This is a genomic window from Streptomyces sp. NPDC059909 (assembly GCF_042730885.1).
Taxonomy (GTDB): domain Bacteria; phylum Actinomycetota; class Actinomycetes; order Streptomycetales; family Streptomycetaceae; genus Streptomyces.
The window spans coordinates 1-23,272 of record NZ_JBHWKX010000052.1 but is presented as its reverse complement, the minus strand read 5'-3'; the positions used below and the strand labels follow the sequence as shown (position 1 = coordinate 23,272).

Sequence of the window (23,272 nt, the reverse complement as noted above, 5' to 3'; positions counted from 1 at the left end):
TCGTGGGGGTCTCGGAGTGCGAGGGGCGGACGGCGTGACGCGGATCGGGGAGATGCGGCTCAGCGATGGGACCGCGGTGCGGGTCGAGGTCGATGGGCAGCAGGACGGCGGCGGGATCGACCGGGTGGGCCGCGGGTCGGCGTCCGGGGTCGTGCGCGACTCCGCGCAGACCCTCCAGGAGGCGCTCGCGCACATCCGGCCCGCGGTCGACGCGGTGGCCGACAGCGTCCGGGGCCTGGCGAGCCGGCCCGACTCCGTGAGCGTGGAGTTCGGGATCAAGCTGTCCGCGGAAGCGGGCGTCGTGGTGGCGAAGGCGGCCAGCGAGGCCAACTTCGCCGTGCGCCTGGAGTGGGACGCCCGTAACCCGCAATGATTGCGGACATGACAGCGTTACGGGGTGAAGGGGCGCTGGAGTCGGGTCTCGTCCGCATACGGGGCGCGGGCGAGGTCGTGGGGGCGGGGTTCCTCGTGGCGGCCGACGTCATCTGCACCTGCGCGCATGTGATCGCGGACGCGCTGGGGCTCCCGAGGGACACCGAGGCCGCTCCCGCCGAGGCCGTGCAGGTGGAGTTCCCGCTGGTGCGCGACGCGGACGGAGCCGTTCCCGCGGTACCGGCCCGGGTCGTCTCCTGGCAGCCTGTACAGGAGGACGACAGCGGCGACGTGGCCCTGCTGCGCCTCGACGCACCTGTGTCTAACGCGCGCCCGGTGCCTCTCGTGGACGGTACGTCCGTATGGGGGCACTCCTTCCGCGCATACGGCTTTCCCGGCGGCGGTGACCACGGGGTGTGGGCCACCGGCACGCTGCGGAGCCTCCAGGGCGCGGGCTGGGTGCAGATGGACACCGGCCCCGGCGGCCCGCCGGTCACCAAGGGCTACAGCGGCGCGGCGGTGTGGGACGACGTACAGGGCGGGGTCGTCGGACTGGCCGTGGCGGCCGGTCGCGGCGAGCTGGCGGGCACCGCGTTCCTCGTGCCGTCCGCCGCGCTCGTGGACGAGGAGGTGCTGCGCCCGGCGTGCCCGTTCCGAGGCCTCGAGGCGTTCGAGGAGGAGGACGCCGCGTTCTTCCACGGACGCGACGACGACATCGGGCGGCTCGCCGCATCGATCGCCGGGCGCCGTCTGACCCTGGTCGTCGGCCCCTCCGGGAGCGGCAAGTCCTCACTGATCCGGGCCGGTGTACTGCCCCGGCTCCGGGCGGACGGCATGAGCGTGACAGCTCTGCGCCCCGTACCCGGCGTTCGACCGGAGACGCTGCTGGCGCACGCGCTCGTACCCGTGCTGGAGCCGGAGACCGGGGAGGTCGACCGGCTGAGCCGGGCGGGGGAGTTGGCGCGGCTGCTGGCCGGGGACGCCGACGGCCGCGCCGGGGCCGCGGCGGAGGCCGGAGAGGGGGCCGGAGCGGACAGCGGCCCGACCTCGCAGGCCGTCGCCGGTCTGCGGGCCTCGCTCGAGGAGCGGGCGGATCCCGGCGGCCATCTGATCGTGGTCGACCAGCTGGAGGAGTACGCCGGCGCCGAACCGGCCGCCGCGCGCACCCTGCTGCGCCTCCTCCTCGCGTTGGCGGACCACCCGCGCGGGGACGGCCGGCGCGGCCTGCGCGTCGTGGCAACCGCCCGCCAGGAATCCCTCGACGTTCTGCTGACGTCGGAGACGTCCGGCGCGCTGAGCGACGCCGTCCTCTTCCTCGCCCCGCTCGACGCCGAGAACCTGTACCGCGCCATCACGGGTCCCGTCGACGCCGTACCGGGGCTGTGGCTGGAGCCGGGGCTCGCCGAACGCATCGTCGAGGAGGCCGCGGACCAGCCGGGCCGGATGCCGCTGGTCGAGTTCACCCTCACCCGGCTCTGGGAACGGCGCGAACGCTCCATGCTCACCCACGCCGCGTACGACGAACTCGGCGGCGTCGCCGGAACCCTGGTGGGTTACGCGGACGACGCCTACCGCGCGCACGTACCTGCGTCCGAAGAGGCCGTGGCGCGCAGGCTGTTCGTCCAGCTGGCACGCCCCGACGACCGGGGCGGATACACCCGTCGTGCCACCGCCGCCGCCCAGCTCGATCCGGCCGCGGTGTCGCTCGCCCGTCGCCTCGCGCGCGGGAAGCTGGTCGTCATCGGGCGTACGGCCGAGGGCACGGAGATCGTCGACCTCACGCACGAGGCCCTCACGCGGCTGTGGCCGAGGCTGCGCGGCTGGCTGGACGACAGCAGGAACTTCCGGGTGTGGCAGGAGCAGCTCCGTACGGACATGGCGCGGTGGGAGGCGAAGGGCAAGGAAACGGGGGCCCTGCAGCGCGGGAAGACCCTTGCCGAGGGTGTGGAGTGGCTTCAGCGGCGGCCCGAGGACGTGCCGGCGGACGAGCGCTCCTACATCGAGGCCGGCCGCCGGTACGCGCAGCGGACGATCCGCGGGCTGCTGGCGGCAGCTGCGGTGCTCGTGGCGCTGCTGTTGCTGGTGGGAACGCTGGGCGCGATCACCCTGGATACCAGCCAGGAACTCAGGACCCAGCTGCGTACCCTCGCCTCCCGCGCGCTCGCGGAGGAGTCCGGCAGCCGGGAGGCCCAGGAACCGGGCACGGCAGTGCAGTTGGCGCTCGCCGCCTGGCACGCCGGCAAGACGCCGCAGGCCCGGGAGGCGCTGCTCCGGCAGTACGTACGGGCCCAGTACGTACGCGGCGCCCACACCGGACTGTGGCGGGGCCGGGTCCAGGACCTGGACGCGACCCCGGACGGCCGCACCCTCGTGGTGCTCTCCAAGCCCGACGGGGGCGACCCGTACGAGGTGTCGGTCGTGACCGGCGCACTGGACGGCACGCCGCGGCACTACACGCTCCAGGGCGTACCCGAGACCGACCAGCGCGGCGAGATCAGCTCCGACGGGCGGCACTACGCAGTGGCGATGCCGAACGGCACGGTGCGGATGTGGCGGCTGGACGGTAAGGGCGGCAAGCCGGCCATGCTCGGCGCACAGCTCACGGGCGAGCTCGACAAGGTGGGCGCCTGGCTGGACTTCAGCGCGGACGGGAGCCGACTGCTGCGGCACCTCGACATCCACACCCCCGGCGACAAGGGCGCGAAGCCGAGGGTCTTCCTGGACGCGTGGGACCTGCGCAGTCTCAAGCCGCTGCCGGTGGCGGACACGGTGGTGTCGACCTCGGGGAACCAGAGTGTGAACTTCGGGGAGGACCCGGGCACCGTGGTGGTCTCGACGGCCTCGTCCCCGGACGCCAGCACTCCCAGTCGCTCCGAGCTGCGCGACCTGCGCACGGGACGCGTGCTGCGGAAGCTACCGGCCGACGATCCCGATACCAGTAAGTGGGACTTCTTCGACGTCACAGGCACATACGGCTACGAGACGGCGGACTTCGGCGCATACGGCTACGCCGAGGTGGCACTCGGCCGGCGGGACGCGGACGACGCGTATGTGACCCGGCTGCCCCTGGACGACGAGCCGGGGTACGACGACCCGAAGTTCGCCGTCGCCCCGAGCGCGGAGGGCGGACTGACCGTGCTGTCCCCTGTCGGGAACACGCTGATCGTGGCCCACGCATCCGCCGCGCCGCGTCCCGACGCCGGAAGCGAGGCCAGGATGTCGGTCCTGTCGCCGGACGGCCGGCGGGTCGCACGGCTGACGGACCGTGAGGTGCAGCTGGTGGACCTGGAGCGGGGAGGCACCACGACGGCCGCGCTGCCGCGCTCGAACGGGACGTGGGGCGTCGTCTGGACGCCGGACTCGAAGCGCCTCGTGCTCTGGGACAGTGGTCCTCGCCTGTTCGTGTACGAGGCCGACGGCCTGGCCGGACGACTGGACGTGCCGTTGGACACGGGCGGGGAGACCGGCGAGCCGGCGGGCATGATCGACGCGGTCGAGCCCCTGGCGAGCGGTGACGTCGCCGTCCTGACCGGGGGCGGCGTCCTGCTCCGGGTGGACCCGGACCGCGGCGTGCAGACGGGAGAACCCCTGCGTGTCGACAGCGAACTCGTCGTCCAGACCTTTCCCCCGGTCTTGGGCCAGCTCCGCGGCCGCCCGGGCAACCCGCATCAGGTGGCCGTGGTGACGCGCAACGACACGGGCAGAGGCAAGATCCAGATCTGGGACATCCGGGTCCGCCGGCAGACGGAGACGCTGGACGGGGACGAGATCAGCACGCGCTTCGACGCGGACGACCCCGGCAAGTTGGCCTTCTCCCCGGACGGCCAGTACCTGATGGTGCAGCACAACGACGCCAGGCTCCACCGCTGGGACATCGCCAAGCGCGAGATCACCAGTGCGCCCATCACGATGGAGACCGCCGACGGCGTCACAGGCGTGACGGGCAGCGGACTGGTGGTCACGGCGGAGCCCGACGGTACCTACGAAGTGTGGAGCGCCGACGAAGGCGCCCGCATCGGCACGATCCCGAGCCAGATCTATTCCACGGCGGTCCTGCGAGGCACCCGGCTGATCGTGGAGAGCCACGGCCGGCGCACCGCCTTCGACCTGCGCCCCGACACCTGGTTCACGCACCTGTGCGAGACCCTGGGCCGTGGCTTCACCGCGGAGGAACGCGAAGGCCTCCCGGACGGCACCCCGCCGGAGGCGCCCTGCACCCGCGACGCGGACGTGATCCGGGGAGCCCGCTGACGGCGGGCCCGGCACCCGGAGGTCCGGCGGTGTCGCCGGACCCCCGGACGCGCCCGGGACGTGGCTCAGCCCGCCGCGCGCGCCGCCATCCGGGCCTTGCGCGCCGCGAGCTTCTCGTCGAACTTGCTCGCCTCGGAGTCGAGACCGCCCATGTACAGGCCGAGCTCCTCCTGCGCCTTCAGCCCCTCGGGGCCGAGGCCGTCGATGTCCAGGACCTTCAGGAAGCGCAGCACCGGCTGCAGCACGTCGTCGTGGTGGATGCGCAGGTTGTAGATCTCCCCGATCGCCATCTGCGCGGCCGCACGCTCGAAGCCCGGCATGCCGTGGCCGGGCATCCGGAAGTTGACCACGACGTCGCGCACCGCCTGCATCGTCAGGTCCGGGGCGAGCTCGAAGGCCGCACCCAGCAGGTTCCGGTAGAAGACCATGTGCAGGTTCTCGTCGGTGGCGATGCGCGCCAGCATCCGGTCGCAGACCGGATCGCCCGACTGGTGGCCGGTGTTGCGGTGCGAGATGCGCGTCGCCAGCTCCTGGAAGGCGACGTAGGCCACCGAGTGCAGCATCGAGTGGCGGTTGTCGGACTCGAAGCCCTCCGCCATGTGCGCCATGCGGAACTGCTCCAGCTTGTCCGGGTCGACCGCGCGCGAGGCGAGCAGATAGTCGCGCATCACGATGCCGTGCCGGCCCTCCTCCGCGGTCCAGCGGTGCACCCAGGTGCCCCAGGCGCCGTCACGGCCGAAGAGCGTGGCGATCTCGTGGTGGTAGCTCGGCAGGTTGTCCTCGGTGAGCAGGTTCACGACGAGGGCGATCTTGCCGATGTCGGTGACCTTGGACTGGCCGGGCTCCCAGGGCTCGCCGTCCTCGAAGAAGCCCGGGAAGTTCCGTGCGTCCGTCCACGGGACATACTCGTGCGGCATCCAGTCCTTGACGACCTTGAGATGCCGGTTGAGTTCCTTCTCCACCACCTCTTCCAGCGCATACAGCAGCCGGGCGTCCGTCCACGCTTCCGAACTGCCGAGGTGGGGAGAGGTGATCGTCACGGGTACTCCTGGGGACGCGGATAGAGGGAAGGCTGATACCTACGGCCTCGTAGGTTACGAAACCGTAGGTTAAAGGCCCGGTAAGCCATGGGCCAAGCCTCCGGCCGTCATGTGTCGTAACGTCCGGTTATGTATGCAGGTCCCGCAGGCGCACCGAGAGACATGTCACGCAGCCTTCGAGCTTCTCGAACTCGCTGATGTCCACGAGAACCGGGACATAGCCGAGATCCTTGAACAGCTCCGCCGTCTTCGGCGCACTTGCCGCCATCAGCAACTTTCCGCCGCCCAGCAGCACCACGTGCGCCCCCGACTCCTCCGGCACCGGCAGGAACCGCGGAAAGAGGGAGATCTGCTCCACCAGCGGCTCGTACCCGATCACGGTCCCGTCCGGCAGTGCGGTCACCGCCGACTTCAGATGCAGCACCTTCGACACGGGTACGGGGACCACCCGCGCCCCGAGCGGTTCGAACGCCGCCCGCAGCTGCTGCACGCCCGCCGCGTTGGTCCGCCCGCCCCGGCCCACGTACACCGTGTCGCCGATCTTCAGCACATCGCCGCCGTCGAGCGTGCCCGGCTCCCACACCCAGTTCACCGAGCAGCCGAGCCGGGCCAGCGACTCCTCGACGGCCGTGGTCTCCGGCCTGCGGGACTCGGCTCCGGGCCGGGCGATGAGCGCCACGTTCCGGAACATCACCACCGTGTCCTCGACGAAGACCCCGTCCGGACAGTCGTCGGCCGGCTCGGTCTCCACGGTCTCCCAGCCGTTCTCGCGCAGGGCCTCCGCGTACGCCTCCCACTGGGCGAGCGCCGCGCCGGTGTCGACGGGCCGGCGCTCGACATGGGTGACCAGGCCCTCGGCCAGGCGCGGGCTCGGGCGTCGGATCAGGGCTTTGCTGCTCGGCACGGAGTCTCCTGAGCGGGCTCGGGGGGATGACGGCGCCCATCATTAGCCGTACCTCCCCGGTGCCGTAAAGACCCACTCGGGCACGACCCGGGGATCACCCAGGATCGCCCAGGGATCACCCGAGGACAACCACGTCCTCGTCAGCGTCTCTCCACCGCCCGTGCCTCTCCTTCGTCCTCGTCATTCCTTCGCCTCCGTCAGTGCCTCGCGCACCTCGTCGGCCGACGTGGGCCGCAGCTCACCGTCGAGCAGCAGCCAGCGGGTGATCCCGAGCGACTCCAGGAACCGCACGTCGTGGCTCGCCACGATCAGCGCTCCCTCGTACGCCTCCAGCGCCGCCGTCAGACTCCGCACACTGGCCATGTCCAGATTGTTCGTCGGCTCGTCCAGCATCAGCAGCTGCGGGGCGGGCTCCGCGAGCAGCAGCGCCGCCAGCGCGGCACGGAACCGCTCCCCGCCCGACAGGGTCCCGGCCGGCTGGTTCGCCCGCGCCCCCTTGAACAGGAAGCGCGCCAGCCGCGCCCGGATCGCGTTGTCCGTCGCCGCGGGGGCGAACCGGGCCACGTTCTCCGCCACGCTCAGCCCGTCGTCGAGCACGTCCAGCCGCTGCGGAAGGAAGCGCAACGGCACCTGGGCCGTCACCTCTCCCGCGACCGGCTCCAGTTCCCCGGCGACGGTGCGCAGCAGCGTCGTCTTGCCCGCTCCGTTCCGCCCGACGAGCGCGACCCGCTCCGGGCCGCGCAGCTCGAACTCGCCCGCGACCCGGGCCCCGTGGAGCAGCTCCACATCGGACAGCCGCAGCACGTCGCGGCCCGGATGGACCTTGGTGTACGGCAGCTCGACGCGGATCTCGTCGTCGTCGCGCACCGCCTCCACCGCCGCGTCGAGCCGCTCCTTCGCCTCGTCCAGCTTCTCGGCGTGCATGATGCGGTGCTTGCCTGCGGAGACCTGGGCCTCCCGTTTGCGCGCACCCATCACGATCTTCGGCTCGCGCTTGCTGTCGAACATCTTCTGCCCGTACCGCTTGCGCCGGGCCAGCTTGACCTGTGCGTCGGCCAGTTCGCGCTTCTGCCGCTGCACGTCGGCCTCCGCGACGCGGACCATGCGTTCGGCGGCCTGCTGCTCCACGGTCAGCGCCTCCTCGTACGCCGAATAGGCGCCGCCGTACCAGGAGACCTCACCGTCCCGCAGATCGGCGATCTGGTCGACCCGCTCCAGGAGTTCACGGTCGTGGCTGACCACGACCATCACGCCGGACCAGGCCTCGACCGCGTCGTACAGCCGGCCGCGTGCGTACAGATCCAGGTTGTTGGTCGGCTCGTCGAGCAGCAGCACGTCCGGGCGGGCGAGCAGCAGCGCCGCAAGCCGCAGCAGAACGCACTCGCCGCCCGACATCTCGCCGGTGGTCCGGTCGAGGCCGATGTGCCCGAGCCCGAGCTGATCGAGCGTGGCGCGTGCCCGCTCCTCGACGTCCCAGTCGTCGCCGACCGCCGTGAAGTGCTCCTCGCGCACGTCGCCCGCCTCGATGGCGTGCAGCGCGGCGCGCGTGGTGGCGATGCCGAGCGCCTCGTCCACCTTGAGGGCGGTGTCGAGCACCAGATTCTGCGGCAGATAGCCGACCTCGCCCGCGACCCTCACGGTGCCGGCGGCGGGAGTGAGCTCGCCCGCGATCAGGCGCAGCAGTGTCGACTTCCCTGAGCCGTTGAGGCCGACCAGACCGGTTCTGCCAGGGCCGGCGGCGAGCTGGAAGTCCTCGAAGACCGAGGTCCCGTCCGGCCAGGAGAAGGAGAGCGAGGTGCAGGTGATGGAGGTGGGGAACGTAGACATGGTGGTCTCCCTGTTGCGGTGGAAGGGGTGAGAGCAACGGGTGAGACACCGGTGACACCGGTCGGGACAGCTCGGGACAGCACAAAGGCCCTGGTCCGGAGGGACAGGACGGCTCGTACGCCGAGGTCGGACACGGCAAACGCGGACAGATGCCGCGCCACACAGTGCCTCAGGACCTCAGACGAGCAATGTCCTTCTCCGATCAACGACAACAGGGCCGACTACGAAATTACGCCCGGGCGGGGCGCACGGCAATCGAATTAAAGAGCAGCCAGATCAGCAGGCGTCGCGCATCAGCTCGGCGAGGTCCCCGTCGAGATCGAGGAAGAGGTGCTCACGGCCGACCGGGACCAGCCCCTGTGCCCGCTTGAGGAAACGCCGCAGCTCGCAGGAGCGGATGTGCACCATCGCCGTGCCCTCGGGGGCGTGGAACTCCAGGACGGTGCGGTCGTATCCGTACGGCCGTACCCGGACGTCACCCTGCCCCGCCGGCGCCTCCATGCCCTCCACGAGCAGCTCGCGCGAGAACGCCCAGGACACCTCGGTGCCCTCCAGGGTGGCCGGGGGAGGGAACTCCATGCTGACGGCGAACGGATCCGCACGGTCGTAGCGGAGGGTCGCGGGTACGGACTCCATCTGCGGCGCGGATGCGACCAGCCGGACCTGCACGGCCTGCTCGATGACGGTGGACAAGGCCTGCTCCCTCTCTTCGTTGCGGCGCGGCGACGTCTCCACGCACGGAGGAAGACGGTGAAACGACGGAATCCGTGCATCGGCGGGAGCGGGCGGGGGAGTGAGCTGTGTCACCGCCGAAGGGCGCGTGCCCGATCCGGAGGGCCGCCTACCGGCTTCCGACGCGGTCTGGACCGGGTGCCGGTGGTGGGCTACGTTCGCGCGCCATGACGTCCAAGGGGAAGACGAGACGAACGGTGTCCGTGGGACTGTGCGGGGCGGCGCTTGCCGCGGCCCTCGCCACCCCCGGTACGGCGCAGGCGGACGAGCGGTGGCAACCGCACTGGGAACTCAAGCAGACCGGCACGGAGGTGCGGTTCCGTGGGCTCGCCGCCGTCACCCGGGACACCGCATGGGCCGCGGGTTCCAAGGGCACGGTGCTCCGCACCACCGACGGCGGCAAGAGCTGGCGAAACGTCTCCCCGCCGGGCGCCGGTGAGCTGGAGTTCCGGGACATCGAGGCCTTCGACGGCAGACGGGCCGTCGTTCTGGCCATCGGCGAGGGCGAGGCGTCTCGTGTCTTCCGCACCGGCGACGGCGGGGCGACCTGGGCCGAGTCCTTCCGCAACTCCGATCCGAAGGCCTTCTACGACTGCATCACCTTCTTCGACAGCCGCCACGGCCTCGCGATGAGCGATCCGGTCGACGGGAAGTACCGGATCCTGTCGACCGGCGACGGCGGCAAGTCCTGGAAAGTGCTGCCGAGCGAGGGGATGCCGCCCGCCCAGCCCGGCGAGGCGGGCTTCGCGGCGAGCGGCCAGTGCCTGGTCAGCTCCGGCCCCAAGGACGTCTGGCTGGCGACCGGAGGCGGTGCCACCGCGCGCGTCCTGCACTCGGCGGACCGCGGACTGCACTGGACCGCCGCCGAGTCGACCGTCCCGGCCGGCGACCCGGCCCGCGGCGTGTTCGCCCTCGCCTTCCGCGACCGTACGCACGGAATCGCCGTCGGCGGCGACTACCGGGCCGGCCAGGCGTCCCCGCAGGCCGGTGCGGTGACCCGGGACGGCGGCCGAAGCTGGCAGCAGGCGACGACCCCGCCGCCCGCCTACCGCTCGGGAGTCGCCTGGCTCCCGCACAGCCGGTCCGCGGCGCTCGCCGTCGGCCCCACCGGCACAGACCTCACGACGGACGGCGGCCGCAACTGGCGGGCCGTCGACACCGGTTCCTACGACACCGTCGACTGCACGGCGGACTTCGGGTGTTGGGCCTCGGGTGAGAAGGGCAGGATCGCCAGGCTGGAGTTCTAGGGCCTGTCCGACAGGTTGACTCCTGGCGCAAGTGCGGCTCGTCCCTGAGGCCATGAGGAACCGACGGGCGGGCCGCCGTCGACGAGGAGGCTGGACCTTCCCGGCCTCCCGTTGCGGGCACTCGCGCTCTCTTCCCCGGCCGTCCCTGCGCGGCCAACCCTGACCTGCCCGCCCGCCTCGCCGCCGGCGGCCCCTTCAACACCCCCGACCGCGCCACCTCCTTCGGCGGCGAACACCGCGGCTACACCGACTACCCCACCCTCGGCTGACACGCCCCCGGTTCGGGTGCCCGCTGCGGCGGGCACCCGGCCAGTTCCAGCTCACCGAAGCCGGCGAAGCACTCCAGTCCGTCCTTCAGGCGCTCGCCGACAAGAGAGCGTGACGGGGGCAGGCGCGCAGCCCGCGTGCCAGGGCCTCATCCGGGCGGTGCCACGCAGGGCTGGTTCGTTTGCCGGGGAGACGCGGGGCACGTTTCCGGGCGCCCGCCGCATGCTCGTGGGCCCGGCTGTTGGTCGAGTCCACCGCCCGCCTTGCCCGCTGCTCCTCGGCAGGTGCGGCTCCGAGCGATCCCACTCCGCAGCGGACAGGTCACCCCGTCCCACACGGCTGAGAACGAGCCAGGACGCATGACGCCACCGACCCATCGGACAGGCCCTAGGAACTTCGGGGAGCCGGGAGCCGGGAGCCGACGGTGAGTTCTACGAGGGCAACTGCTGCCTGTACTGCTCCAGCGCCGGCGCGGTCTTCGTCGCGATGAACTCCGTGATCCGGTACGTGCACACCCCGCCGGTGACGAAGGGGTCGGCCGCCGCGATCTCCTCGATCCGCGCGCGGTCGTCCCCGACTGCCAGCAGGACCCCGCCGTCGCGCGGGTTCTTGCGGCCGGACGCGAGCACGACACCGTCCTCGTACAGGGCGTCGAGCCAGGCCACATGCGCTTCGAGGAGCTCGTCGACGCGCTCGACGGGTGCGGTGTAGGTCAATTCCAGTACGAACATGATCGGCAGGTTAGCCGGGTGTCTAAGGTGGGGTTCACCATGACCACGATCAGGACACCCGCCGACGCGACCGAGGCGCGAGCCGTTCAGGACGAGCTGCGCGCCCGCGTCGTGCTCGACGAGCCCGGGCCGCCGCCCGGCAGCGGCCTGGTCACCGGGGTGGACGTGGCCTACGACGACGAGCGCGACGTCGTCGTCGCGGCCGCCGTCGTCCTCGACGCCCGCACGCTCGCCGTCGTCGAGGAGACCACCGCGGTCGGCAAGGTCGCCTTCCCCTACATACCCGGGCTGCTCGCCTTCCGTGAGATCCCGACCGTGCTGGCCGCCCTGGAGTCCCTGAAGGCCGGCCCCGGGCTCGTCGTCTGCGACGGTTACGGCCGCGCCCACCCGCGCCGCTTCGGGCTTGCCAGCCACCTCGGCGTGCTCACGGGGCTGCCGGTGATCGGCGTCGCGAAGAATCCCTTCATCTTTGCCGCCGAGCCGCCGGGCGCCCGGCGCGGCGATGTCTCGCCGCTCCTCGCGGACGACGGCGAGGAGGTCGGCAGGGCACTGCGCACCCAGGCCGGCGTCAAGCCGGTGTACGTCTCGGTCGGCCACCGCGTCTCGCTCGACAACGCCTGCGCCCACACGCTCGCGCTCGCCCCCCGCTTCCGCCTGCCCGAGTCCACGCGGCACGCGGACGCGCTCTGCCGGCGTGCGCTGCGGGACGCGACGGCGGTGTGAGGTGTGAGGTGTGGCGTGTGAGTAGCGGACGTCGGGGATCTGAGTAGCTGTACGGATGCCTGCCGCGTCTCATGATCGGCAGGCTGACCCGTATGACGACACACCGAGCCACCCCGAAGCCCCGCGCCGCCGCTGCCTCTGCCGACTTCCCGCCTGTCGAACGGGGCGTGAGCGCCGTGTTGTTCGGTGCGCTGGTGATCGGGGTCGTCTGGCTCGGCGCGATGATGTACACGATCGCCGGGTGGGCGATGGACTAGGTCGTGTCGTAAAAGTCCCGTCCCCCCGGCGGGCGGACGACGCTACTTTGAAGTCCCTGGCACGGGACCTGTGGCCGGGGGCGGGGAGAACGCCTCGCGCAGCGGCCACGCCCCCGCACACCCCTACCGCGTGTGCGCCACCCGGAAGACGATGCCCGCGGCCCGGAGCCGCTGGATCAGCGCGTCGCCCAGCGCGACCGTCGTCGTGACCTGGCCGGCCGTCGGGGGCAGGTCGTCGAACGCGAGGCTCAGCACCGACTCGGCGAGCATCTTCGCGGTCTCGCCGTAGCCGGGGTCACCGCCCGAGACCTCCGTGAAGACCCGGCGCCCGCCGCCCTCGCCGACGAAGCGGACCCGGAACCAGCTCCGTTCGCGCTGTTCCGCGCTGGGGCCGCGCCCCGGCTCGTAGCGGGCCATCAGCCACTCGCGGGCGGGCGGGAGCTGGGCCAGGGCCGCGAGGGCCCCGAGGGCCGCGGGGCCGCCGATGGCCATCGGGAGCGTCCTGACCGACGCGTAGTGCCGGTACTGGAAGTCGGGGCCGTACCGCTTGAGCGCTGCCGCCGACCGCGCCACGATCCGCGGGTCCAGCGTCGGCAGCGGCAGCGCCCAGGAGCCGGTCTCCCTGCTGAACCGGGGCGCCCCGAACGGAGCACGGGCCCGGCGGCCCACCAGCCGCGGCTCGTGCAGCCGCCGCTCCCGCGCCGCCCGCACGGACTCGCGCTGACGGCCCATAACGGTGACTGCGGACGCGAACGTACCGCCGGAGAACATCCCGCCAGCGCTGACGAAGCCGTCGACCCGCAGGGGCACGTCCTGCGGCAGCTGCTGGACCGTGAAGTACGCCCCCAGGTCGTGCGGTACGGAGTCGAAGCCGCACGCGTGCACGAGCCGGGCCCCGGTCTCGCGGGCGCGCGCGTCGTGCCGTACGAACGTCGTGTCCACGAACTCGGGCTCGCCGGTGAGGTCGGCGTAGTCCGTCCCGGCCTCGGCGCAGGCGGCGACCAGCGCCTCGCCGTACCAGACGTACGGGCCGACGGTGGTGGCGACGACACGGGTGGACTCGGCGAGTTCGCGCAGCGAGTCCGGGTCCGAGGCGTCGGCGACGGTCAGGGGCAGAGCGGAACAGGCGGGATCGATCGCTGCGAGCCGCTCGCGCAGCCGCTCCAGCTTGGCCTTGCTGCGGCCCGCGACGGCCCAGCGGCACTCCTCGGGCGCATGCGCCGCGAGGTACTCCGCGGTGATCGTCCCGACGAAGCCGGTGGCTCCGAAGAGCACGATGTCGTACGGCCTCTCCGGTCCGTTCTGCCTGTTCAATGACCCCTCCGACTGGTAGCCCCGCGCCGATGTCGCTGGGCGAGGCTAGCGTGAGACGGATGAGTCCGTGCGACCGGGAGGACGGGGATGGCGGCACCACCGAAAGCGGCTCTGGCGAAATGGGAGAAGGTGCGGTCCTTTGCCCTGGGTCTGCCGAGTGCGGGCGAGGAGTTTCCGTGGGGCGAGACCGTCGTGAAGGTCAACAAGAAGATCTTCGTTTTCCTCGGCGTGGACGACGGCAGCTATCCGCTGGGCATCGGCGTCAAACTGAAGGACGAGGCGATGCATGCTCACGCCCTGTCCTGCCCGGGTGCCGAGCCGTCGGGCTACGGCCTGGGCAAGGCGGGCTGGGTGCAGATCCCGCTCGCGCTGAAGGGCGCTCCCAGCGCCGACGTGCTCTGCGACTGGGTCGAGGAGAGCTACCGCGCGATCGCCACGAAGAAGCTGATAGCGGAACTGGACGCGCGCTGACGACCTTCGCGCGCCCGGTCCCCCGGCGTCGGCGTCGGCTCTCCGACGTCACCGGTAGTCGTCCCGGTGGTCCTGCATCCAGACGTTGATGCGATCCCGGGTCCCCACGAGTTCCTTCTCGTGCTTCTTGAGGTTCGGGTAGCTCCGGTCCGTGCCGACGGTCTCGCGCAGCTCCGCGATCCAGGCGATGGGCTCGGGGAAGTGCCCGGGGCCCTTGGGGTCGGCCTTCATGGCCTTGTCGAGCCGCTCGAGCTCGTCGTGGACACGCCCGAGGAAGTACGCGCAGTTCCCCTCGCTCGTGCAGCCGTCATTGAACGTGGCCTGGAGGCCGGCGAACGCGTCGCGCACCTTCTCGGGGCCCGGTGAGGGCTGCTCGGTGGGCGAGGCGGGGGGCTGCGTCCCGGCCGAGGGCCGCGTGTCGGCCGCGGCCGTCGTGGGGCCGCCGCCCGCGCTCGGCTCGCCCCCGTCGACGGAGGAGCACGAGATCAGCAGTGCCGCCGGAAGTGCGACGAGCGCTGCGGCGCGGACGGGGCAGGGTATACGCATGGAGTCCCCGTTTCCTGGATCCGGGTTTCCTGGATCCGGCGGCAGACCCTACCGTCACAGGAGGAACAACCAAGCGCTTGCTCGCCTCAGGGGCTTGTGCGGAGTGGAACGCGTTCTTAACATCCTCGGTGTTACATCAGTTGTGTCACAGTGCTGGGGGCTTGATGGCAGCGACAGGAAACGGTCCGCCGAGCGGTCCGCTGGCCGGAGTGCGCGTGGTCGAACTGGCGGGAATCGGACCCGGTCCGTTCGCCGCCATGCTGCTCGCCGACCTCGGCGCCGATGTCGTACGGATCGACCGCCCCGGCGGCGCGGGACTCGCGATCGACCCGGCGTACGACCTCACCAACCGCAACAAGAGGTCCGTACTCATCGATCTGAAGGCCGACGGCGGCCCCGCGCAGGTCCTCGACCTGGTCGAGCGCGCCGATGTGCTGATCGAGGGGTACCGCCCCGGCGTCGCCGAGCGGCTCGGTGTCGGCCCCAAGGAGTGCCACGCCCGCAATCCCGCACTGGTGTACGGGCGGATGACCGGCTGGGGCCAGGACGGACCGCTCGCCCAGCGTGCCGGACACGACATCGCATACATCGCCGTCACCGGCACCCTCGGCATGATCGGCAAGCCCGACGAGCCGCCCGCCGTTCCCGCCAATCTGGTGGGCGACTACGCGGGCGGTTCGCTCTATCTCGTCGTCGGCGTGCTGGCCGCACTGCAGCACGCCCGCACCCCCGGGGGCACCGGCCAGGTCGTGGACGCGGCCATCGTCGACGGGGCCGCGCATCTGGCCACGATGATCCACGGGATGATGGCGGCGGGCGGCTGGCAGGACCGCCGCGGCGCGAACCTCCTCGATGGCGGCTGCCCCTTCTACGGGAACTACGAGACGGCCGACGGGCAGTACATGGCGGTCGGAGCGCTCGAGCAGCAGTTCTACAACGAGTTCATCGAGCTGCTCGGCATCAAGGACGACGCCCCGGCGCGCAAGGACTTCGCCCGCTGGGGCGAACTGCGCGCGGCCGTCGCCGACCGCTTCCGTACGAAGACACGGGAGGAGTGGACGGCGGTCTTCGAGGGCTCCGACGCGTGTGTCGCGCCCGTACTGTCGCTGCGCGAGGCCCCGTCCCATCCTCATCTCGCCGCGCGCGGCACCTTTGTCGACCACGGCGGGATCACCCAGCCCGCCCCGGCACCGCGGTTCTCGGCGACGCCGGGTTCCGTGCGCCGCCGGCCCGCGCAGCCGGGCGCGGACACGGAAGAGATCGCGCGCGACTGGGACGTACCGGGCATCCGTCAGCAGAGCGGGGAACGGTGAACGCAATGAGCGCAACGAACGGGGCGGGCCGATTGGAGCGGACGGGATGAGTGGAATGAGCGGAATGAAACGACAGATCTTCGACGCCGAGCACGACGCGTTCCGCGAGACCGTCCGCACCTTCCTCACCAAGGAGGTGCTGCCGCACTACGAGCAGTGGGAGAAGGACGGCATCGTCTCGCGCGACGCCTGGCTGGCGGCCGGCCGGCAGGGGCTGCTCGGGCTCGCCGTGCCCGAGGAGTACGGAGGCGGCGGGAACACGGACTTCCGCTACAGCGCCGTGCTCGCCGAGGAGTTCACCCGGGCCGGCGCCCCCGGGTTCGCGGTCGGACTGCACAACGACATCATCGGCCCGTATCTCACCTCGCTCGCCACCGAGGAGCAGAAGCGGCGCTGGCTCCCCGGCTTCTGCAGCGGCGAGATCATCACGGCCATCGCCATGACCGAGCCAGGCGCGGGCTCCGACCTCCAGGGCATCCGCACCACCGCGGAGGACCGCGGCGACCACTGGCTGCTCAACGGCTCCAAGACGTTCATCTCCAACGGCATCCTCGCCGACCTGGTGATCGTCGTCGCGAAGACGACTCCGGAGGGCGGGGCCAAGGGACTGTCGCTGCTGGTCGTCGAGCGCGGCATGGAAGGCTTCGAGCGCGGCCGCAACCTCGACAAGATCGGCCAGAAGGCCCAGGACACGGCGGAGCTGTTCTTCAACGACGTACGCGTCCCGAAGGAGAACCTGCTCGGCGATCTCCACGGCGCCTTCATCCATCTGATGACCAATCTCGCCCAGGAGCGGCTCAACATCGCGGTCGCCGGGATCGCGGCGGCCGAGTACCTGCTGGAGATCACGACGCAGTACGTGAAGGAGCGCGAGGCATTCGGGCGCTCGCTCGCCAAGCTCCAGCACATCCGTTTCGAGATAGCCGAGATGGCCACCGAGTGCGCCGTCACCCGCACCTTCCTCGACCGCTGCATCGTCGATCACTCCAACGGGGAGCTCGATGCCGTGCACGCCTCGATGGCCAAGTGGTGGGCCACGGAACTGCAGAAGCGCGTCGCCGACCGTTGTCTGCAGCTGCACGGAGGCTACGGCTACATGACGGAGTACCGGGTCGCCAAGGCGTTCACGGACGGCCGTATCCAGACGATCTACGGCGGCACGACCGAGATCATGAAGGAGATCATCGGCCGCTCCCTGCTCTCCTGACCCTCAACACCGAAGCTTCTGTGATGCGAAAGGTTCTGTTGTGAGTACCGAAGCGTTTGTGTACGACGCGATCCGCACCCCGCGCGGCCGCGGAAAGGCCAATGGCGCCCTGCACGGCACCAAGCCCATCGACCTCGTGGTCGGCCTGATCCACGAGATCCGCGCCCGCTTCCCCGGGCTGGACCCGGCGGCGATCGACGACATCGTCCTCGGCGTCGTCGGCCCGGTCGGCGACCAGGGCTCCGACATCGCCCGTATCGCCGCCATCGCGGCCGGGCTGCCCGACACTGTCGCGGGCGTTCAGGAGAACCGCTTCTGCGCCTCGGGCCTGGAGGCCGTCAACCTGGCCGCCGCGAAGGTCCGTTCCGGCTGGGAGGACCTGGTGCTCGCCGGCGGCGTCGAGTCGATGTCCCGGGTGCCGATGGCGTCCGACGGCGGCGCCTGGTTCGCCGACCCGATGACCAACTTCGACACCGGCTTCGTACCGCAAGGCATCGGTGCCGACCTGATCGCCACCATCGAGGGCTTCTCGCGCCGCGACGTCGACGAGTACGCGGCGCTCTCCCAGGAGCGGGCCGCGGCCGCCTGGAAGGACGGGCGCTTCGACCGTTCCGTCGTCCCCGTGAAGGACCGCAACGGGCTCGTCGTGCTCGACCACGACGAGCACATGCGCCCGGGCACGACCGCGGACTCGCTGGCCGCGCTCAAGCCGTCGTTCGCAGGCATCGGCGACATGGGCGGCTTCGACGCCGTCGCGCTGCAGAAGTACCACTGGGTCGAGAAGATCGACCACGTCCACCACGCGGGCAACTCGTCCGGCATCGTGGACGGCGCCTCGCTCGTCGCCATCGGCTCCCTGGCGGTCGGCGAGCGGTACGGGCTGACGCCCCGGGCCCGTATCGTCTCCGCGGCGGTCTCCGGCTCCGAGCCCACCATCATGCTCACCGGCCCGGCCCCCGCCACCCGCAAGGCCCTGGCCAAGGCCGGACTGACCATCGACGACATCGACCTGGTCGAGATCAACGAGGCGTTCGCCGCGGTCGTGCTGCGCTTCGTACGGGACATGGGGCTCTCCCTGGACAAGGTCAACGTCAACGGCGGCGCGATCGCGCTCGGCCACCCCCTCGGCGCCACCGGCGCGATGATCCTCGGCACGCTCGTCGACGAACTGGAGCGCCAGGACAAGCGGTACGGCCTGGCCACGCTCTGCGTCGGCGGCGGCATGGGCGTCGCCACCGTCGTCGAGCGTCTCTGACCGTCCCGTCCCTCCCCCCTTCGCGCCGTACGGAGAAGCAGCAATGACAGCAACGCCGAAGAGCTCCACCATCCGCTGGGAGCAGGACGAGACCGGCATCGTCACCCTCGTCCTCGACGACCCCGACCAGTCCGCCAACACCATGAACCAGGCCTTCAAGGACTCCATCGCGGCCATCGCCGACCGCGCCGAGGCCGAGAAGGACTCGATCCGCGGCATCATCTACACCTCCGCCAAGAAGACCTTCTTCGCGGGCGGCGACCTCAAGGACATGATCAGGCTCCGGCCGGAGGACGCCCAGCTCGCCTTCGACACCGGCACGGCCATCAAGAACTCCCTGCGCCGTATCGAGACCCTGGGCAAGCCGGTCGTCGCGGCCATCAACGGTGCGGCCCTCGGCGGCGGTTACGAGATCGCGCTCGCCTCCCACCACCGCATCGCGCTCGACGCGCCCGGCTCCAAGATCGGCCTGCCCGAGGTCACGCTGGGCCTGCTCCCCGCGGGCGGCGGCGTCACCCGCACCGTACGCCTCATGGGTATCGCGGACGCGCTGCTGAAGGTGCTGCTGCAGGGCACCCAGTACTCCCCGCAGCGGGCCCTGGAGAACGGCCTGGTCCATGAAGTGGCCGCCACCCCCGAGGAGATGCTCGCCAAGGCGCGCGCGTTCATCGACGCCAACCCCGAGTCCCAGCAGCCCTGGGACGTCAAGGGCTACAAGATCCCCGGCGGCACGCCGTCGAACCCGAAGTTCGCCGCCAACCTTCCCGCCTTCCCGGCGAACCTGAAGAAGCAGCTGAACGGCGCCCCGTACCCGGCACCGCGCAACATCCTCGCGGCCGCCGTCGAGGGCTCCCAGGTCGACTTCGAGACCGCGCTGACCATCGAGGCCCGGTACTTCACCGAGCTGGTCACGGGCCAGACCGCCAAGAACATGATCCAGGCGTTCTTCTTCGACCTCCAGGCCGTCAACTCCGGCGCCAACCGCCCCCAGGGCATCGAGCAGCGCCCGGTCCGCAAGGTCGCTGTCCTCGGCGCCGGGATGATGGGCGCGGGCATCGCGTACTCCTGCGCCAGGGCCGGGATCGAGGTCGTCCTCAAGGACGTCAACGCCGACGCCGCCGCCCGGGGCAAGGCGTACTCGGAGAAGCTGCTCGACAAGGCGCTCAGCCGGGGCCGCACGACCGAGGCCAAGCGCGCCGAACTGCTCGCCAGGATCACCCCGACCGCCGACCCGGCCGATCTCGCGGGCTGCGACGCCGTCATCGAGGCGGTCTTCGAGGACCCGGCGCTCAAGCACAAGGTGTTCCAGGAGATCCAGGGCGTCGTCGAGCCGGACGCGCTGCTCTGCTCCAACACCTCCACCCTGCCGATCACCCTGCTCGCGGAGGGAGCCGAGCGGCCCGCCGACTTCATCGGGCTGCACTTCTTCTCGCCCGTCGACAAGATGCTGCTCGTCGAGATCATCAAGGGCGAGCGGACCGGTGACGAGGCGCTGGCCCGCGCCTTCGACCTGGTGCGCCAGATCAACAAGACCCCGATCGTCGTCAACGACTCGCGGGGCTTCTTCACCTCGCGCGTCATCGGACAGTTCATCAACGAGGGCGTGGCGATGGTCGGCGAGGGCATCGAGCCCGCGTCGGTCGAGCAGGCCGCTGGGCAGGCCGGCTACCCGGCGAAGGTGCTCTCGCTGATGGACGAGCTGACCCTCACCCTCCCGCGCAAGATCCGGGCCGAGTCGAGGCGGGCCGTGGAGGAGGCCGGCGGCACGTGGGCGGCCCACCCCGCAGACGCGGTGATCGACCGGATGGTCGACGAGTTCGGCCGTACGGGCCGCAGCGGCGGGGCCGGCTTCTACGACTACGTCGACGGCAAGCGGGCCGGGCTGTGGCCGGGGCTGCGCGAGCACTTCGGAAAGCCGGACGTGGACGTCCCGTTCGTCGACATGAAGGAGCGGATGCTCTTCTCCGAGGCGCTGGACACGGTCCGCTGCCTCGAGGAGGGCGTGCTGACGTCGGTCGCCGACGCCAACATCGGCTCCATCATGGGCATCGGCTTCCCGGCCTGGACGGGCGGCGTGCTCCAGTACATCAACGGGTACGAGGGCGGCCTGCCCGGCTTCGTAGCCCGGGCGCGTGAGCTGGCCGCGACGTACGGCGAGCGCTTCGAGCCGCCCGCGCTGCTGGTGCGCAAGGCCGAGAACGGCGAGGTCTTCACCGACGCGTGAGCCGGCACCGCCGGCGAGAGAGGACGGGCCTCCGCGGATCGCGGGGGCCCGTCCTCCTATGTTGGCGTCCTCCGGCGATTCGAGATACCGTCACCATTCGAATGGTGACGTCATGTGAAATTACGCGTGGAAGGGGGGCGCGGTCCAGTGACTCGCACCGGTGCCGGCGGCGAACTGCTGAAGTGCACGTTCTGCGGGAAGAGCCGGCGGGAGGTCAGGAGACTGATCGCCGGACCGGGCGCCATCTGTATCTGCGACGAGTGCGTCGGCCTCTGCAACGAGCTCATCGCCGAGGGGGCCGCCGAGGAGGCGGCAAGGGAGACCGGCGGGCCGTTCGGGAACGGTTCGCGAGCGCTGCCGACACCGCGGGAGATCCATGACTTCCTGGCGCAGTACGTCATCGGCCAGGAGGACGCCAAGAAGGCCCTCGCCGTCGCCGTCCACAACCACTACAAGCGCATCCGGCAGGACGCCGCCGGAAGTCCGGCGCGCTCGCAGCCCTCCGGGCGGGACGCGGAGCCGGTGGAGCTGGGCAAGTCCAATGTCCTGCTGATCGGCCCGACCGGCTGCGGGAAGACGTACCTCGTCCAGACCCTGGCCCGGATGCTCGACGTGCCCTTCGCGATCGCCGACGCCACCGCGCTCACCGAGGCCGGATACGTCGGCGAGGATGTCGAGAGCATCCTGCTGAGGCTGATCGAGGCCGCCGACCACGACATCGCCAGGGCCGAGACCGGCATCGTCTACATCGACGAGATCGACAAGATCGCCCGCAGGAGCGAGAACCCGTCGATCACCCGCGACGTCTCGGGCGAGGGCGTCCAGCAGGCGCTGCTGAAGCTCCTGGAGGGCACGGTCGCGCATGTGGCACCGCAGGGCGGACGCAAGCACCCGCAGCAGGAGTACGTCCGGATCGACACGAGCAATGTGCTCTTCATCGTGGGCGGCGCCTTCGCCGGTCTGGAGGCCATCGTCGAACGACGGGCGGGCCACCGTGGCGTCGGGTTCGGCGCCGCGATCCGTTCGGGGGAGGGGCGGGAGAGACGGGAGGGACGCAATGCGTTCGCCGCGGTCGCCCCGCAGGATCTGCGGCAGTTCGGGCTGATCGCCGAGCTCGTCGGCCGGCTCCCGGTGGTGACGGCCGTGCGGCCGCTGGACCGGACGGCGTTGACGCGGATCCTGACCGAGCCCCCGAACGCGCTGATCCGGCAGTACCGGAAGCTCTTCCACATGGACGGCGTCGAGCTGGAGTTCACCGAGGAGGCCATCGGCGCGATCGCGGACCAGGCGCTGCTGCGCCGCACCGGCGCCCGAGCGGCCCGCGCGATCCTCGAAGAGGTCCTGCTCAACGTCATGTACGACGTGCCGAGCCGGGACGACGTGGCCCGCGTCGTGGTCACACGCGACACGGTGCTCGACAACGTCAACCCGACCCTGGTGCCGCGTTCACGGCCGGGCCACGACGGGCCGGAGAGCGGCGAGCAGTCGGCCTGACCGCCGGGCGAACCGCCGGCGAGCACACTGCGGCCCGCGGCGTGCCAGGTGCGGCCTAGCGGTGGTTTGTTAGATCCGGGCGTAGAGGTTGAGGGGTTGTCCTCTGGCGACTGCGTCGATCAGGGCTTGGAGGTCGGTGGGCGGGGGCGTATTCGACCATGCCTGCCACCAGCGTAGTAGCACGATTGATGGGGTCAGCCAGCTGCGAACGGCGCGGAGTGCCTGGGGCCAGCAGGGCGAGCGGGGCGGGTGGGAGGGAGACGGTCCCCCTCTCTGGCCGGTCCTGGTGGCCGGCGGTCTCAGGGGTGTCCGGCATTGTCTCGGGTGGGGGCACCTGGTCGAACCAGGTGTCCCAGCAGAATGAGAACGCGCAGTTCACGAGGGTCTGGTGGCGGCGGATCGCGGTGTCGGATCGGACCTGGAAGTCGGCCCAGCCGAGTTCGTCCTTGATCTGCTTGTAGCTCTGCTCGATCCAGTTGCGGATGCCGTAGATCCGCACGAGTTCGGCCAGATCGGCGGACTCGTGAGGGCTGTTGGCTGCGCGGGGTCCGCCGGGGCGGGGCAGGTTGGTGGCCAGGTACCAGGTGGACTTCTCCGGCAGGGCGGCCGGGTCTGTGGTGGCCACCACCAGTCGGGTGGTGCCGTCCGGGCCCCACCAGCCCAAGGAGGCATCAGCGGCCTACCAGATGGTGGTGTGTCCGTCGCGGAAAGTACGGGTGACCGCGGTCCAGTCCCCGGGGGCGTCGGGGCTGTGCCAGGTCAGCTCTCGGGCAGCATCAACAGGCGTATGGGCGTCCGGGCCGTAGGCCCAGGTGCCCCGGCGCCGCTTGAGGGCCATCACGAACGGCAGTCCGGCGGCGGCCAGTTCACCACGGAAGCCGTCCTGGTCGCCGTAGGCACTGTCGGCTACCACTGCCCGGAACACCGCCCCGGCCCCCTGGGCCTGGCGGGCGAGCACGGCTGCGATCTGCAGTTTCGTGGCGAAGCCTGGGTCGCTGCGGCCTGAAGAGAAAACGGGATGGGTCAGGTTGGTCAGTGATCGTTAGGAGCTGACCGGTGCAGGCTCGGCGTGGACCTGGTAGCCGAGGGCTTCGAGT

General features: G+C 71.1%; 20 protein-coding genes and 2 pseudogenes. 12 read left to right on the top strand and 10 right to left on the bottom strand.

Translation table 11 applies throughout. The features are described 5' to 3' along the window. Nucleotides 1–34: 34 nt before the first annotated feature. Nucleotides 35–373 carry a CU044_2847 family protein gene (locus ACFV9O_RS28535; RefSeq protein WP_385422713.1) on the top strand — a complete coding sequence of 113 codons (339 nt, stop codon included), beginning with the start codon at nt 35–37 and terminating at the stop codon, nt 371–373. A gap of 8 nt (nt 374–381) precedes the next feature. Next, nucleotides 382–4,623 (top strand): trypsin-like peptidase domain-containing protein, encoded by a 4,242-nt coding sequence (locus ACFV9O_RS28530; protein ID WP_385422711.1) that lies wholly within the window; start codon nt 382–384, stop codon nt 4,621–4,623. Nucleotides 4,624–4,688: 65 nt separating this feature from the next. On the opposite strand, the gene ACFV9O_RS28525 is transcribed toward ACFV9O_RS28530, so the two are convergent. From ACFV9O_RS28525 to ACFV9O_RS28510, 4 genes are all read right to left on the bottom strand, one after another. Continuing rightward, nucleotides 4,689–5,663 carry an acyl-ACP desaturase gene (locus tag ACFV9O_RS28525; RefSeq protein ID WP_385422709.1) on the bottom strand — a complete coding sequence of 325 codons (975 nt, stop codon included), beginning with the start codon at nt 5,661–5,663 and terminating at the stop codon, nt 4,689–4,691. Nucleotides 5,664–5,790: 127 nt separating this feature from the next. Then, a complete protein-coding gene (ddaH, locus tag ACFV9O_RS28520) occupies nt 5,791–6,567 on the bottom strand; it encodes a dimethylargininase (RefSeq protein WP_385422707.1) in 777 nt (258 codons plus the stop codon). Between the two features lie 180 nt (nt 6,568–6,747). Beyond that, nucleotides 6,748–8,394, bottom strand: coding sequence for an ABC-F family ATP-binding cassette domain-containing protein (locus ACFV9O_RS28515; protein WP_385422705.1), 1,647 nt, complete (start codon nt 8,392–8,394; stop codon nt 6,748–6,750). 276 nt (nt 8,395–8,670) lie between these two features. Beyond that, the gene (locus ACFV9O_RS28510) at nt 8,671–9,087 is read right to left on the bottom strand and encodes an SsgA family sporulation/cell division regulator (protein WP_385422703.1); all 417 of its coding nucleotides are present in this window, start codon (nt 9,085–9,087) and stop codon (nt 8,671–8,673) included. A gap of 206 nt (nt 9,088–9,293) precedes the next feature. Here ACFV9O_RS28510 and ACFV9O_RS28505 point away from each other — a divergent pair, with 206 nt between their 5' ends. Continuing rightward, nucleotides 9,294–10,373 (top strand): WD40/YVTN/BNR-like repeat-containing protein, encoded by a 1,080-nt coding sequence (locus tag ACFV9O_RS28505; RefSeq protein WP_385422701.1) that lies wholly within the window; start codon nt 9,294–9,296, stop codon nt 10,371–10,373. Nucleotides 10,374–10,525: 152 nt separating this feature from the next. Beyond that, nucleotides 10,526–10,642, top strand: a pseudogene (locus ACFV9O_RS28500) (alkene reductase); the annotation flags it as partial. A gap of 133 nt (nt 10,643–10,775) precedes the next feature. Here the strand turns inward: ACFV9O_RS28500 and ACFV9O_RS28495 are convergent. Further along, a pseudogene (locus tag ACFV9O_RS28495) lies at nt 10,776–10,975 on the bottom strand (hypothetical protein); the annotation flags it as partial. A gap of 96 nt (nt 10,976–11,071) precedes the next feature. Further along, nucleotides 11,072–11,371, bottom strand: a complete 300-nt coding sequence (locus tag ACFV9O_RS28490) for a YciI family protein (RefSeq protein WP_385422699.1) — start codon at nt 11,369–11,371, stop codon at nt 11,072–11,074. A 39-nt stretch (nt 11,372–11,410) separates the two neighbouring features. Between ACFV9O_RS28490 and ACFV9O_RS28485 the strand changes: the two genes are divergently transcribed. Beyond that, the gene (locus ACFV9O_RS28485; RefSeq protein ID WP_385422696.1) at nt 11,411–12,094 is read left to right on the top strand and encodes an endonuclease V; all 684 of its coding nucleotides are present in this window, start codon (nt 11,411–11,413) and stop codon (nt 12,092–12,094) included. Nucleotides 12,095–12,186: 92 nt separating this feature from the next. Next, nucleotides 12,187–12,351 carry a morphogenic membrane protein MmpA gene (gene mmpA / locus ACFV9O_RS28480; protein ID WP_385422694.1) on the top strand — a complete coding sequence of 55 codons (165 nt, stop codon included), beginning with the start codon at nt 12,187–12,189 and terminating at the stop codon, nt 12,349–12,351. Between the two features lie 123 nt (nt 12,352–12,474). On the opposite strand, the gene ACFV9O_RS28475 is transcribed toward mmpA, so the two are convergent. After that, nucleotides 12,475–13,665, bottom strand: coding sequence for a saccharopine dehydrogenase family protein (locus ACFV9O_RS28475; RefSeq protein WP_385422692.1), 1,191 nt, complete (start codon nt 13,663–13,665; stop codon nt 12,475–12,477). Nucleotides 13,666–13,752: 87 nt separating this feature from the next. Between ACFV9O_RS28475 and ACFV9O_RS28470 the strand changes: the two genes are divergently transcribed. Continuing rightward, the gene (locus ACFV9O_RS28470) at nt 13,753–14,136 is read left to right on the top strand and encodes an MmcQ/YjbR family DNA-binding protein (RefSeq protein WP_385422690.1); all 384 of its coding nucleotides are present in this window, start codon (nt 13,753–13,755) and stop codon (nt 14,134–14,136) included. 48 nt (nt 14,137–14,184) lie between these two features. On the opposite strand, the gene ACFV9O_RS28465 is transcribed toward ACFV9O_RS28470, so the two are convergent. Continuing rightward, entirely contained in the window at nt 14,185–14,682 is a 498-nt protein-coding gene (locus ACFV9O_RS28465) for a hypothetical protein (RefSeq protein WP_385422688.1), read from the bottom strand. A 164-nt stretch (nt 14,683–14,846) separates the two neighbouring features. On the opposite strand from ACFV9O_RS28465, the gene ACFV9O_RS28460 reads away from it, so the two are divergent. From ACFV9O_RS28460 to clpX, 5 genes are all read left to right on the top strand, one after another. Continuing rightward, entirely contained in the window at nt 14,847–15,995 is a 1,149-nt protein-coding gene (locus ACFV9O_RS28460) for a CaiB/BaiF CoA transferase family protein (RefSeq protein WP_385422685.1), read from the top strand. Between the two features lie 64 nt (nt 15,996–16,059). Continuing rightward, nucleotides 16,060–17,202, top strand: coding sequence for an acyl-CoA dehydrogenase family protein (locus ACFV9O_RS28455; RefSeq protein ID WP_385422683.1), 1,143 nt, complete (start codon nt 16,060–16,062; stop codon nt 17,200–17,202). Between the two features lie 40 nt (nt 17,203–17,242). Further along, nucleotides 17,243–18,457: an acetyl-CoA C-acetyltransferase gene (locus ACFV9O_RS28450; RefSeq protein ID WP_385422681.1), complete on the top strand. Its 1,215-nt coding sequence runs from the start codon at nt 17,243–17,245 to the stop codon at nt 18,455–18,457. A gap of 43 nt (nt 18,458–18,500) precedes the next feature. Beyond that, nucleotides 18,501–20,681 (top strand): 3-hydroxyacyl-CoA dehydrogenase NAD-binding domain-containing protein, encoded by a 2,181-nt coding sequence (locus ACFV9O_RS28445; RefSeq protein WP_385422679.1) that lies wholly within the window; start codon nt 18,501–18,503, stop codon nt 20,679–20,681. Nucleotides 20,682–20,828: 147 nt separating this feature from the next. After that, on the top strand, nt 20,829–22,175 hold the full coding sequence (gene clpX, locus ACFV9O_RS28440; protein ID WP_385422677.1) for an ATP-dependent Clp protease ATP-binding subunit ClpX: 1,347 nt from the start codon (nt 20,829–20,831) through the stop codon (nt 22,173–22,175). 55 nt (nt 22,176–22,230) lie between these two features. On the opposite strand, the gene ACFV9O_RS28435 is transcribed toward clpX, so the two are convergent. Together ACFV9O_RS28435 and ACFV9O_RS28430 are read right to left on the bottom strand one after the other, a co-directional pair. Next, a complete protein-coding gene (locus ACFV9O_RS28435) occupies nt 22,231–22,803 on the bottom strand; it encodes a hypothetical protein (protein ID WP_385422675.1) in 573 nt (190 codons plus the stop codon). 51 nt (nt 22,804–22,854) lie between these two features. Then, entirely contained in the window at nt 22,855–23,202 is a 348-nt protein-coding gene (locus ACFV9O_RS28430; protein ID WP_385422763.1) for a transposase, read from the bottom strand. Between the last annotated feature and the right edge of the window lie 70 nt (nt 23,203–23,272).